The sequence below is a fragment of the Pseudonocardia sp. genome (genome assembly GCF_050246655.1).
In the GTDB taxonomy this organism is placed as follows: Bacteria; Actinomycetota; Actinomycetes; order Mycobacteriales; family Pseudonocardiaceae; genus Pseudonocardia.
Genome location: NZ_JBFWVQ010000141.1, coordinates 1 through 12,622, shown reverse-complemented (window position 1 = coordinate 12,622; position 12,622 = coordinate 1). Strand labels below are relative to the sequence as shown.

The following is a 12,622-nucleotide window of genomic DNA, read 5'->3' as shown; positions in this document are numbered from 1 at the left end:
CTGATCGGCGTCGTGTCGCTCGTGGTCCTCGCCGTGCAGCGCGGCTGGTTCTCCCCGGAGGCCCGGATCGTCCTCGGCGGCGTGCTCGGCGCCGCCCTGATCGGCACCGGCATGTGGCTGCACCGCCGCGAGTCCTCGCGGACGGGCGCCCTCGCCCTGGCGGCCACCGGTTTCGCCACCCTGTACCTGGTCATCGCGGGCGCGACGTTCGTCGTCGGGCTGGCGGAGGTCCCCGCCCTCGTCCTGGCGCTGGTGGTCGCCCTCGGCGGGCTGGGGCTCGCGGACCGGTGGCGCTCGCAGCTGCTCGGCGGCGGTGTCGTCGTCGGGGCGGCGGCCCTCGCGCCGGTGCTGGTCACGGGCCTGCTGCTGGTCGCGCTCGTGCTGGTGCTGCAGGTCGCCGCGCTGCCGGTGGTACTGCGCCGCTCCTGGCCTGCACCGGCCTTGATCGCGGCCGCGGGCCCGGTGCTGTACGGGATCCTGCTGGCCGTCGAGGAGACCGCCGACGCGCCCCGCTCGGCCGTCGTGGGCATCGTCGCGGTGCTCGTCGTGGGCCTGCTGACGGCCGTGCTCGGCGCGCGGAAGCTCTCCGACGTCCCGGTCGCGACGATCCTGGCCGCCGCGCCCGTCCCGCTGCTGGTCGCGGCCCCGGACCTGGCCCGTTGGGGCGGGGTCGCCCTCGCCGCGGGTGCGGGCGTGGCGCTGCTGGCCGCCGCGGCGCTGCCCCACCTCTCCGGCACCGTGCGGACGGTGGCGATCGCGGCCGCGGCCGTCGTGTTCTTCCAGGCGACCGCGCTCGCGTTCGACGGCGCCACCCGCACCGCGGTGCTCCTCGGCCAGGCGACGGTGCTGGCGATCGTCGCGACCGTGCTCCGCAGGAGGCTGCCGCTGTTCGTCTCCGCGGCCTACGGGCTCGTCGGGGTGGGTGCGGCGCTGATCGCCGACGCGCCGCTCGAGGCGCTCGTCCGTCCGGGGTGGCCCTACCTCGTCGACGGTGTCGCGGTCGTCCCGGCGCTGGTCGGGGGGCTCGTCGTGTCGGTGCTGATGCTGGCGTTCGCGATCGCGGCCCTGGTCGCGGCGGGGCGGCTCGGCCTGATCCGCCCGGACGCGGCGACGGCCTGGCTGTGGGTGCCTGCCGGACTCGTCGGCCTCTACGGCGCGGCCGGGGTGGTGATCACCGCGGCTCTGCTCGTGACCGGCGGCCCCGTCGGGTTCACCGCGGGCCACGCGCTCGTCACCGTGTCGTGGACGATCGGCGCGCTCGTCCTGCTCGCGTGGGGGATCAGCCGCCAGGCACTGCGGATCACCGGCCTGGCGCTGGTCGCCGCGGCGGTGGCGAAGCTCGTGCTGTTCGACCTCGCCGCGCTCGACGGGCTCGCCCAGGTCGTGGCCTTCCTCGGTGCGGGCCTGCTGATCCTCGCCGCCGGCGCGCGGTACGCCCGGCTGGTGGCGGAGGCGGAGGCGGGACGCCCCGGGGAGCACACTGAGGAGAACACCGGGGAGCGCACCGCGGCACCCGGCGAGGCGCCCGCGGCCGACGGCCCGGACGGGCGGTAGACCGGGGTGGATCGGGCGCGCCCCGGCAGGCGCGTTCCCGATCGCACACCGGACGTCCGCGATGCGCGCTGCGGCCGAGCCCGGCGCGCCATCCTGCGTCGATGCCGATCACCGTCGCCACCCCTGTGCCGACCCCGGAGGTCCCGGACCGCTACGCCGACGCCGTCCGTGCCCGCCGCGCCGAGCTGCGCGCCGCCCGGGACCGTCTCGCCGGTGTCCACCGCGACCTGCGGTCCGCGCTCACGATCGCCCGCCTCGGGGCGTCCGCGGAGTTCGCGGACGCCACCGGCCGCCTCGCCGCGGAGGCCCGCGCGTTCCTGAAGGCCGCCGAACGCCGCGAGCGGGCGCGGTTCCCTGCGGTCCTGCTCGACGCGGCCGAGCGGCTGCGGGCGTGGGCGGCACCCCGGCGGGCGGGCACCGTCCGGGCCGCGGCCCGGCGGGTCGCGACCCGGCGCGGGATCCCCGTCGGCGCGGCCTGGCCGGTGCTCGCGGACGATCCCCCGCGCCCGCTGCCCGCACCGGCGACCGAGCCCGGCGGGTCGCCCTGGTCGTCGATCGCGGGCGGCTGGCGGGCGGCGCTGCTGCCGGCGGCCACCCTGCCGCTGACGGGGCTGTCGGTGGCCTCGCCCGGTGCGGTCGTGGCGACGAGCGCCCTCGGTCTCGGGGCGGCCGTGCTGGTGGGCGGCCACCAGTCGGCGACCGCCGAGCGGGCGAGGCTGCGACGCTGGTCCGACGAGGTGCTCCTGGCTGTGCGCGCGGACGGGGACGCCGCGCTCGCCCGGATGGTGCTGCGGATCGAGCAGGCCGCAGGCGAGCTCGACGCCGCGATCGCCGCCGCCCGGGCCGGGATCGACGCGGAGCTCGCCGAGCTGGCCCCGGGAGCGGGCCGGTGAGCGCGGCGCCGCGCGCCCCGGCGTCGGTCCCCGACCGGGTGGACGTGTCCTGCGGTATCGACACCGACGGCGACGGGCGCGCCGACACCGCCCTCACCCGCACCGCGGGGGAGTTGCTCGTGCACACCGACCTCGACGGGGACGGGTGGGCCGACCAGGTCGTCGCGCTCGGCCCCGGCGGCGGGGTGCGCGTCCTCGGCCCCGACTCCGACGGCTCCGACGGCTCCGACGGCGAGCTGTGGCCCGGATGATCACGTCCTGTCGGTGACCTGTACTACGTTGCGGGCATGCCGATCGACCGTACCGATCAGGGGATCGATCCGGAGTTCCGCGCGATCGCCCTGCACACCCTCGCGGACGCGGCGCTGTCGAGGGCCCGGGAGCTGGGCGCCGAGCACGCCGATGTCCGGGTCGAGCGGCTGGTCGGCCAGTCGATCGCGCTGCGGGACGGGCGGGTCACGCAGGTGGTGGACGACGTCACGGTCGGGCTCGCGGTGCGCGTGATCGTGGACGGCACATGGGGTTTCGCGTCGCACGTCGAGCTGACCCCGGAGCGCGCCGCGGCCACGGCCGAACGGGCGGTGCGGGTGGCGCGCACGCTGCGGCCGGTCGCGCTGGAGCGGGTGCAGCGGGCGGGCGAACCGGTGCACGCGGGCGCCGAGTGGGTGTCGGCCTACGAGATCGACCCGCTGACGGTTCCGGTCGCGGAGAAGGTCGCGCTGCTCACGGAGTGGTCGCAGCGGCTGCTGGCGTCCGACGGGGTGGACCACGTGCGCGCAGGGCTCGTGCAGGTGCGGGAGTGCAAGTTCTACGCCGACACCGCGGGCACGTCGACGCTGCAGCAGCGGGTGCGCATCGGCCCGGGGGTGACGGCCACGGCGGTGGACCGGGCCTCGGGCGGCTTCGAGACGATGGACACCCTCGCCCCGCCCGCGGGCCGCGGCTTCGAGTACCTCACGGGCACGGGCTGGGACTGGGACGGCGAGCTGGCGCGGATCCCGGAGCTGCTGGCGGAGAAGGTGAAGGCGCCGTCGGTCGACCCGGGCCCGTACGACCTGGTGATCGACCCGACGAACCTGTGGCTCACCATCCACGAGTCGATCGGGCACGCCACGGAGTACGACCGGGCGATCGGCTACGAGGCCGCCTATGCCGGCACGAGCTTCGCCACCCCGGACCAGCTCGGGACGCTGCGCTACGGCAGCGACATCATGCACGTCACGGGGGATCGCACGGTGCCCCACGGCCTCGCGACGGTCGGGTTCGACGACGACGGGGTGGCCACCACCGAGTGGGACCTGGTGCGCGACGGCATCCTCGTCGGCTACCAGCTGGACCGCACGTTCGCCCCGCGGCTGGGTCTGGAGCGGTCCAACGGGTGTGCGTTCGCGGACTCGCCCCACCACGTGCCGATCCAGCGGATGGCGAACGTGTCGCTGCAGCCGGACCCGGCGCGCGACACCACCACGGAGGAGCTGATCGCCGGCGTCGACCGCGGCATCTACGTCGTGGGCGACAAGTCCTGGTCGATCGACATGCAACGCTACAACTTCCAGTTCACCGGTCAGCGCTTCCACCGCATCGAGGGCGGGCGGCTGGCGGGCCAGCTGCGCGACGTCGCCTACCAGGCCACCACCACGGACTTCTGGGGCTCGATGGATGCCGTCGGCGGCGCGTCGACGTGGCAGCTCGGCGGTGCGATGAACTGCGGGAAGGCCCAACCCGGGCAGGTGGCGCCGGTCAGCCACGGATGCCCCTCGGCCCGGTTCCTCGGGGTGAACGTGCTCAACACGCAGCAGGAGGGGCAGTGAGGGCGCAGGAGATCGTCGAGCGCGTGCTCGCGCTGCCCGGCGAGCACGTGGGCCGGGCGGTGATCGTCACCGAGACGAGCGAGGCCGTGCTGCGCTGGGCGAACTCGACGATGACCACCAACGGGCACACCACCGTCCGCGAGGTGGCGGTGATCGTGATGGTGGCGGTCGAGGGCGGCACGGCGGCGGGGGTGGTGTCGTCGAGCGCGGTCACGGACACCGCGGGCCTGGAGGAGCTCCTGCGCGAAGCCGAGCGCGCAGCCCGCGACGCGGGGCCGGCGCGCGACGCCATGCCGCTGCCCGAGCCGGACGGCGCGGACGCGGCCTGGGACGAGCCGGCCGCGGAGACGTCGATCGGGGTGTACGAGACGTTCGCGGTCGGGCTCGGCGAGGTGCTGGCGGGCCCGCAGCGTCACTACGGGTTCGCCTCCCACGAGCTGGCGACGGTGTGGCTGGGCACCTCGACGGGGGTGCGGCGGCGCTGGGTGCAGCCCACCGGCTCGGTGGAGCTCAACGTCAAGACGCCCGACCTGTCCGGCTCGGCCTGGACGGGCGCGTCCACGACGGACTTCACCGACGTGGACGTGGTGGCCCTGGCCGCCGACGCCACGCGGCGGCTGGAGTGGGGGGCACGGCGGGTCCGCCTGGAGCCGGGCCGGTACGAGACGCTGCTGCCGCCGTCGGCGGTGGCGGATCTCGCGCTCAACCTGGCCTTCTCGATGGACGGCCGCCCCGCGCACGAGGGGCACAGCGCGCTGGCGGGGTCGGGTGGGCCGCGGATCGGGGAACGGCTCACCGAGCTGCCGCTCACGATGGCGTGCGATCCGGCGGCGAAGGGGCTGGAGTACGCCCCGTTCCTCGCCACGGGCCGTTCCGGGGACGGGATCAGCGTGTTCGACAACGGGACCCCGCTCGCGCGGACGGAATGGGTGCGCGAAGGAGTGATCTCCGAGCTGGCGTACTCGCGCTCCGAGGCCCTCGAGTTCGGCAACGGGACACGGTTCGCGCCGATCGGGGACAACCTCCTGCTCACGGGGGGATCGGACGCGACGCTGGAGGACATGCTGGCCCGCACCGGGCGGGGCCTGCTGCTCACGTGCCTGTGGTACATCCGCGAGGTGGACCCGGCGACGCTGCTGCTCACCGGGCTCACCCGGGACGGGGTCTACCTGGTGGAGGGCGGCGAGGTGGTGGCGGAGGTCGATCACAACTTCCGCTTCAACTACTCGCCGCTGGACATGCTCCGCCGCGCCACCGAGGTGGGCACGACCGAACGCGCGCTGCCGCGGGAGTGGAAGGACTGGTTCACCCGCACGGCGATGCCGCCGATCCGGGTGCCCGAGTTCAACATGTCCTCGGTGTCACTGGGCCGCTGAGGCCGCCTCGGGCTCCTGCTCGCCGGCCGGCCCGTCGGCCTCGTCGGCACCGTCGAGGAAGTCGGTGATCATCGGCAGCAGCCAGGCATGCCGGTCGAGCATGCCGCGGCCCGGCGGCATGAAGTGGTTCGTGCCCGGCAGGATCGCGAGGCGGTTGCGCGCGGGCGGTGCCATGTCGCCCATCCCGCCACCGCCGAGCAGGCGCAGCATCTCGACGGCGTGCTCCGGCGTCACGCAGTCCCCGTCGCCGACGACCACGAGCACCGGCGCGGGGATCTCGGCGATCTCGGGCCAGGCGAACGGGGTCATGTCGAGGGTCCGGAGCTTCTCGACGAGCACGGGGAAGCGGCTCGGGTCCGGCGCGATCTCGGTGTAGGTCTGCTCGAACGGCGATCCCGCGAACAGCTCGGGCGTGATGGACGGGACGAACTCGAGCAGTGCGGGCTGCATCCCGTCGTGGCGGTACGAGCAGGAGATCGGGACGAGGGCACGCACGAGCCGGGGGTGCCGGACGGCGAGCTGGAGCGCCACCCCGGCACCCATGCTGTAGCCGACGACGTCCGCGGGGCCGATGCCGAGCTGATCGAGGAGCGCGGCGACGTCGTCGGCCATGCCCTCGTAGGTGATCGGTCGGTCGGCGTCGGTGGTGCGGCCGTGGCCCTGGAGGTCCGGCACGATCACGCGGCGGTGCTCGGAAAGGCCGGGCAGCAGCGGCCCGAACGTCCCGGTCGACATGTACGCGCCGTGCAGCAGCACCAGCGGTGGGGCGTCGGCCGGGCCGTGGAGCTCGTAGTACATCCGCAGGCCGCGGACGTCGGCGTATCCGGTCTCGAAGGGCGTCATGGTGTGGTGACGGCCCGCCGCCCGGGAACTCATCGCACCGCCCCGAACCCGCCGGTCGACGGCGGGTCACCAGCCCCAGGAGCCCGGCACGCCCTTGAACGGCCCGACGACGTCCTTCGTGATCCACCCGCCGTAGAACTCGCCCGGCTGCGGCGCCACGATCTCGCCGTCCAGCGTCACCTGGTCGAACGATCCCGCGTACACCGCGACCCGGTCCCGCAGCTCCGGGTAGTGCACCTCCGGCACCGGGTACCACCAGCCGGCGTCGCGCAGGGGCGGCAGGCCCGGGATCACGATGTCCACGAAGCGCGCCACGCCCTTCCACTCGCAGACGGTCGTCCGCTCGGCTGGACGCAGGTAGTCCCCGAACGCCGCGCGTGGCAGGTAGTACGTGGGCGGATGGCTGCTCTCCAGGACGCGGACCAGGTCGCTCGTGTCGGCGACGACCGTCCCGCCGCGGTGGAGCACCGCGCGGCGCGACACGGCCTCGGCCCGGGGCGGCCGGGGGTAGTCCCAGACGGACTCCTGGCCCGGGCCGGGCTTCTCGGGGCAGGGGCGGGGCACCACGAAACGGTATCCGGGCGGATCTTCCGGCCGGCGTCCGCCGGACCGGCGGTCACCGGACCGGGGTGACGATCACCTGATCGGGGTCAATTGCGGCGGACGTCGACGGGAAACGTGGCGAGCAGGGCGACCGGCATGCCCTGCCGCCGTAGGACCCGGCCCCACAGGTCGGCGTCGTGGCCGCTGACGATGTCGTCGGGGAGCGCCGGGACGACGACCCAGTCCCCGCGGCCGAGCTCCCCTTCGAGCTGACCCGCATCCCAGCCCGCGTAGCCTGCGAACACCCGCAGGCCGCGGACCCGCGGGGCGAGCGCCGACGGATCGCCGTCCAGGTCGACGAGAGCGACCGGACCACGCACGCCGACCAGGCCGTCCAAGGTCGACGGGTCGTGGCCCGCCCGCAGGGCCGCGAGGCACAGGGCCGTCTGCGACTCGACCGGGCCGCCGACGAACACCGACCGCGGCCGCGACGACAGCGGCTCCCACGAGGGCAGCACGTCGCGCAGCGACACCTCGCTGGGCCGGTTGAGCACCACCCCGAGCGTGCCGCGCGGCCGGTGCTCGATCACGTAGACGACGGTGCGACGGAAGTTCGGGTCGAGCAGCCCCGGGGCAGCCACGAGAAGGGTGCCGGGAGCGACCTCGGTCTGGTCCGTGCTCGGTCCCGCGGAGCGATCGTCCACCACATCCGCATCGTCGCACCCCGCTGACGGCGTAGCCTGCTCGCCGTGCCCGCAGTGCCGACGGAGGCCCCGCAGTCCCTTCCGCTCCCACCGCTGAACACCCGGGGTGGCCGGTCGGTCACGCGGCGTCCGTGGCGGGCGGCGTACGGGGCGACGGCGGGGTTCCGCCGGCTGCTCGCGATGCGGTTCGCGACGCAGTGGGGCGACGGTCTCTTCCAGGCGGCGCTCGGCGGCGCGGTGCTGTTCAACCCTGAGCGGGAGGCCGATCCGCTGGCGGTCGCCGCCGCGCTCGCCGTGATGCTGATCCCGTACTCGGTGATCGGGCCGTTCGCCGGCGCGCTGCTGGACCGCTGGGACCGGCGCCAGGTGCTCCTCGTCGCGAGCCTGCTGCGCGCGGTGCTCGTGGCGTCGGTGGCGGTCACGGTCGCGGCCGGGGTCGCAGGCGCCCCCCTCTACCTCGGTGCGCTCGCGGTGGCGGGGGTGAGCCGGTTCGCGCTGGCCGGCCTCTCGGCCGCGCTGCCGCACGTCGTGGACCGGCGCAGGCTCGTCGCCGCGAACGTCGTCGCCACCACCCTCGGCGCCGCCTTCGCCGCGCTCGGCGCCGGGTCGGCGATCCTGCTGCGCGGGATCGTCGGGCCGGGCGACACCGGGTCGGCCGTCACCACCGCGGTCGCCGTCGTCGGATCGCTGATCGCGGCCGGGGTGGCGCTCGGTGTCCGGCGGGGGCTGCTCGGCCCCGACCACCCCGTCGGCGTCGCCGCGCCCGATCCGCCCGTCGCGTCCCCGCAGCCGCGCCACACGATGGTTGCCGTCGCCCGGGGCCTCGCCGTCGGGGCCAGGGCCACCGCGGGCACCCCGCCCGTGGCGGCCGCGTTCCTCGCCCTCGCCGCCCACCGGCTCGCGTTCGGCATCACGACGCTCGTGTCGCTGCTGCTGTTCCGGCACGCGTTCGACGACGCCGGTCTCGTCCGCTCGGGGCTCGCGGGCGTCGGCGAGGCCATGGTGATGGCGGCGGCCGGGCTGGGTGTCGCGGCCGTGCTCACGCCATGGCTCACCGGACGCTTCGGACGGGGACGCACGGTGCGGATCGCGCTGCTCGTCGCGGTCGTGGGGCAGCTAGGGCTCGCCCTGCTGCTGTCGGCGCCCGCCGTCCTCGCGGCGGCGTTCCTGCTCGGCTGCACCGGGCAGATCGTGAAGCTGTGCGCGGACGCCGGCGTGCAGAGCGAGATCGACGACGACGTGCGCGGACAGGTCTTCGCCCTCTACGACGCGGGCTTCAACGTCTGCTACGTCGCGGCAGTCGCGGTGGCGGCCCTGCTGTGCCCCCCGAACGGGTGGGCACCGGGGCTGCTCGCTGCGGCGGCGGCGCTGTACCTGGTGGGCCTGCTGGCGCACGACGCGCTGCTGCGCCGGGCCCGCAGCTGACCAGCTGACTGCCCCGCAACGGCACGCCCCGGGGCTCAGATCCCCTGCTCCGCGGCCCACCGCCGCAGCTCGGCCTCGGCCTCGGCGTGCGGCAGCGGCCCACGTTCCATCCGCAGCGCGAGCAGGTGCCGGTAGGCCTTCCCGACGAGGGGCCCGGGCGGGATGCCGAGCAGCCGCATGATCTCGTTGCCGTCCAGGTCGGGCCGGATGGCGTCGAGCTCCTCCTGGGCGCGCAGCGCAGCGATGCGCTCCTCGAGCCCGTCGTAGGAGCGCTGGAGCGCGGCGGCCCGGCGCTTGTTGCGCGTGGTGCAGTCCGAGCGGACGAGCTTGTGCAGGCGGTCCAGCATCGGCCCGGCGTCGGCGACGTAGCGGCGGACGGCGGAGTCGGTCCACTCGCCCTTGCCGTAGCCGTGGAACCGCAGGTGCAGGAACACGAGCTGGGCGACGTCGTCCACGATCGCCTTGGGGTAGCGCAGCTCGCGCAGGCGCCTGCGCGCCATCTTCGCGCCGACGACCTCGTGGTGGTGGAAGCTCACCCGGCCGTCGGGCTCGCGGCGGCGCGTGTCGGGCTTGCCGATGTCGTGCAGGAGCGCGGCGAGGCGCAGCACGAGGTCCGGGCCGTCCGTTTCACGTGAAACCGCCTGCTCCATGACGACGAGCGAGTGCGTGTACACGTCCTTGTGCTGCATGTGCTCGTCGATCGCGAGCCGCATCGCGGGCACCTCGGGCAGGACGTGCTCGCCGAGCCCGGTGTCGACCATCAACTCGATCCCGCGCCGCGGATGGGCGCCGAGGATGAGCTTCGTGAGCTCGGCCTGCACCCGCTCGCGGGTGATCCGGTCCAACTCGCCCGCCATCGCCGTCATCGCGTCGACGACGCGCGGGGCGGGGCGGAATCCGAGCTGCGAGACGAACCGCGCGGCGCGCAGCATCCGCAGCGGGTCGTCGGCGAAGGACTCCTCGGGTGTCGCGGGGGTGTCGAGGCGACCCGTGGCGAGCGCGGCCAGCCCGCCGTACGGGTCGACGAACCGGCGTTCCCCGGTCAGCTCCATCGCCATGGCGTTCACCGTGAAGTCCCGCCGGACCAGGTCGTCCTCGATCGTCTCGCCGAACCGGACGACCGGGTTGCGGGAGACGCGGTCGTAGACGTCGGCGCGGAAGGTCGTGATCTCGAAGGTCTCGCCGCCGCGGCGCGCGCCGACGGTGCCGAAACCGATGCCGGTCTCCCAGACGGCGTCGGCCCAGCCGGCGAGCGCCGCGAGGACGGCGTCCGGGCGGGCGTCCGTGGTGAAGTCGTAGTCCGAGCCGGGACGGCCCAGCAGGGCGTCGCGCACGTACCCGCCGACGAGGTAGAGCCGGTGTCCGGCGTCGGTGAACCGGACGGCGAGCTCGTCGGCGACGCGGGGTACCGGGACCATCTCCACGATCGCATTCTCCTGGGCACGGACCAGGACGTCGGGAACCGGAGGCCGGGCGGGTGGCGCCACGCGATCGTGGACGGCGGTGTCGGGCACGGCGATCCAGTTTACGAGGTGGCCGTCGGGCGACGTAGCGGCATTCCCCCGCCGGCCATCGTTACGATCGCCGTATGTCGACCGGCCGTCACCGTTCCGGGGGGCGCCGGACGGGGCGTTCCCCGGTACGCAGGCGACTACGCACCGTGGACGAGACGTCCGCGGGAGGGCTCGTCGTGGACCACACGCAGGGGACGGCCGCCGTCATCGGCAGGCTGGACCGCCGCGGGCGGCTGCTGTGGTCGCTGCCGAAGGGCCACATCGAGGAGGGCGAGACCGCCGAGCAGGCCGCGGTGCGCGAGGTCGAGGAGGAGACCGGCATCATCGGCAGGGTGGTCGCTCCGCTCGGCACCATCGACTTCTGGTTCGTCGCCGAGGATCGCCGCGTGCACAAGACCGTGCATCACTTCCTCATGCGCGCGCTCGGCGGCGAGCTGTCCGACTCCGACGTCGAGGTCGCCGAGGTGGCCTGGGTGCCGCTGGAGGAGCTGGAGTCCCGACTCGCCTACGCCGACGAGCGCCGGCTGATCCGGCGGGCCACCGAGCTGCTGGAGGACACCGCGTGAGAGCGGTCGCGGCGCTGGCCGCGATGGTTCTGCTCCTCCTGGTCGCCCCGCCGGCCGGGACGGCCTCCGCCACACCGTCCCCCGCCCCCGCGGCGCTACGCCTGGACGTGGAGGAGATCGGGCCGCGGGTCGTGACGGCGGACGGGCCGAGCGTGCTCAGCGTCGTCGCGACGCTGACCAACTCCGGGGGGACGGCCGTGTCCGCGCTGGCCGTGCGCGCCCAGCGCGGAGTGCCGCTGGACGGGGTCGGGGACGTGCGCGACGCGCTGCGCGGCGACGCCGACGCGGACGCCGCGGCGTCGGCGTTCGTGGACCTGCCGGGCGAGCTCGCCCCCGGGGCCTCGATCCCGGTGCGGTTCGCGGTGCCGCTGCGGGGCGAGGACGGGCTGGCGCTGGCCCGGCCCGGCGTCTACGAACTGCTGATCAACGTCAACGGCACGCCCGAGGGCGCCGGCCGGGCGCGGCTCGCGGCCGTCCGGATGCTGCTTGCGGTGGTGTCCCTGCCCCCGGTCGACTCGACCCCGGCGCCGGCGACCCCGGCACGGGACCCCGTGCCGTTCACGCTGCTCTACCCCATCTCGGACGCGCCGCGGCGGCTCCCGACGGTGCCGGGTGAGCCCGCGCTGCTCTCCGACGACACCCTCGCGACGTCCTTCGCGCCGGGCGGGCGCCTGTACGGGCTGGTCACGGCACTGGCGGAGCGGGCGCCCGCCGGGTCACCGGTGCGGGCGTCGACATGCGTGGCCGTCGATGCCGAGCTGCTCTCCACGGCCGTCGCCATGCGCGACGGCTACGAGGTCCTCACGCCGGACGGCCGCCGGGTTCCGGGAACCGGCGGCGAGGCCGCGGGCCGATGGCTGGACCTGGTGACGACGACGGTGCGCGACGTCTGCCTGCTCGCTCTGCCGTGGGCCGACGCGGACCTGGTCGCCCTCACCCGCGGGCACCTCGCCGATCTCGCGTCCGGGACCATCACCGACGGCCGGACGGTCGTCGGCCGCACGCTGGGGGCAGCTCCCCTCGCCGCGACCACCTGGCCCGCCGACGGCGTGCTGGACCAGGCCACGCTGTCGCGGACGGTCGCGCCGCTCGGCCGGGCGGTGCTGCTGTCCGCGGACGCCGTCTCCGGGACCCGTGAGCGGGCCAGCGGGGTGCTCCCGCTCGCCGGCGCGGATCGCCCGCAGCTCGTCGTCCTCACCGACCCGCTGCTGGCCCGGGCCGTGGCCGGTCCGGTGGACACGCCGCCGCCCGTGCGCGCCACGGAGATCCGGCCCGCGGTGATCCCGGCGGGGACGCCGTCGCCGCTCTCGACCCAGGACGCGATCGGCACGCTCGCGTTCCGGGCCCGCACCCTCGCGGCAGGCCCGGACCCGCTCGTCCTCGCCCCGCCGCA

At 75.3% G+C, this 12,622-nt stretch carries 11 protein-coding genes and 1 pseudogene; 8 read left to right on the top strand and 4 right to left on the bottom strand.

Annotated features, from left to right (window positions below; genetic code table 11):
- The 5 genes from AB7J25_RS27350 to AB7J25_RS27330 form a co-directional block, all read left to right on the top strand.
- A partial coding sequence (locus AB7J25_RS27350) for a DUF2339 domain-containing protein (RefSeq protein WP_428513644.1) occupies positions 1-1,554 on the top strand: 1,554 nt, incomplete at its 5' end.
- Positions 1,555-1,655: 101 nt separating this feature from the next.
- Positions 1,656-2,447 carry a hypothetical protein gene (locus AB7J25_RS27345; protein ID WP_428513642.1) on the top strand — a complete coding sequence of 264 codons (792 nt, stop codon included), beginning with the start codon at positions 1,656-1,658 and terminating at the stop codon, positions 2,445-2,447.
- Positions 2,444-2,698: a hypothetical protein gene (locus tag AB7J25_RS27340; protein ID WP_428513640.1), complete on the top strand. Its 255-nt coding sequence runs from the start codon at positions 2,444-2,446 to the stop codon at positions 2,696-2,698. The genes AB7J25_RS27345 and AB7J25_RS27340 overlap by 4 nt, the downstream gene beginning before the upstream one ends.
- A 36-nt stretch (positions 2,699-2,734) precedes the next feature.
- Complete coding sequence (locus AB7J25_RS27335; RefSeq protein WP_428513638.1) at positions 2,735-4,258, top strand: TldD/PmbA family protein; 1,524 nt, start codon at positions 2,735-2,737, stop codon at positions 4,256-4,258.
- On the top strand, positions 4,255-5,634 hold the full coding sequence (locus AB7J25_RS27330; protein ID WP_428513636.1) for a metallopeptidase TldD-related protein: 1,380 nt from the start codon (positions 4,255-4,257) through the stop codon (positions 5,632-5,634). The genes AB7J25_RS27335 and AB7J25_RS27330 overlap by 4 nt, the downstream gene beginning before the upstream one ends.
- Here AB7J25_RS27330 and AB7J25_RS27325 read toward each other — a convergent pair.
- From AB7J25_RS27325 to AB7J25_RS27315, 3 genes are all read right to left on the bottom strand, one after another.
- Positions 5,620-6,477, bottom strand: a complete 858-nt coding sequence (locus tag AB7J25_RS27325; protein WP_428513634.1) for an alpha/beta fold hydrolase — start codon at positions 6,475-6,477, stop codon at positions 5,620-5,622. The two genes, AB7J25_RS27330 and AB7J25_RS27325, sit on opposite strands and share 15 nt — an antisense overlap.
- A gap of 66 nt (positions 6,478-6,543) precedes the next feature.
- Complete coding sequence (locus AB7J25_RS27320) at positions 6,544-7,041, bottom strand: DUF427 domain-containing protein (RefSeq protein ID WP_428513633.1); 498 nt, start codon at positions 7,039-7,041, stop codon at positions 6,544-6,546.
- Between the two features lie 86 nt (positions 7,042-7,127).
- A complete protein-coding gene (locus AB7J25_RS27315) occupies positions 7,128-7,724 on the bottom strand; it encodes a YqgE/AlgH family protein (RefSeq protein ID WP_428513631.1) in 597 nt (198 codons plus the stop codon).
- 45 nt (positions 7,725-7,769) lie between these two features.
- On the opposite strand from AB7J25_RS27315, the gene AB7J25_RS27310 reads away from it, so the two are divergent.
- Positions 7,770-9,149 carry an MFS transporter gene (locus AB7J25_RS27310; protein ID WP_428513629.1) on the top strand — a complete coding sequence of 460 codons (1,380 nt, stop codon included), beginning with the start codon at positions 7,770-7,772 and terminating at the stop codon, positions 9,147-9,149.
- A gap of 35 nt (positions 9,150-9,184) precedes the next feature.
- Here AB7J25_RS27310 and AB7J25_RS27305 read toward each other — a convergent pair whose 3' ends face one another.
- Positions 9,185-10,567: a CCA tRNA nucleotidyltransferase gene (locus AB7J25_RS27305; RefSeq protein WP_428513646.1), complete on the bottom strand. Its 1,383-nt coding sequence runs from the start codon at positions 10,565-10,567 to the stop codon at positions 9,185-9,187.
- A 170-nt stretch (positions 10,568-10,737) separates the two neighbouring features.
- Here AB7J25_RS27305 and AB7J25_RS27300 point away from each other — a divergent pair, with 170 nt between their 5' ends.
- Both AB7J25_RS27300 and AB7J25_RS27295 read left to right on the top strand, forming a co-directional pair.
- Complete coding sequence (locus AB7J25_RS27300; protein ID WP_428513627.1) at positions 10,738-11,229, top strand: NUDIX hydrolase; 492 nt, start codon at positions 10,738-10,740, stop codon at positions 11,227-11,229.
- A pseudogene (locus AB7J25_RS27295) lies at positions 11,226-12,622 on the top strand (hypothetical protein); the annotation flags it as partial. The gene AB7J25_RS27300 and the pseudogene AB7J25_RS27295, both read left to right, overlap by 4 nt.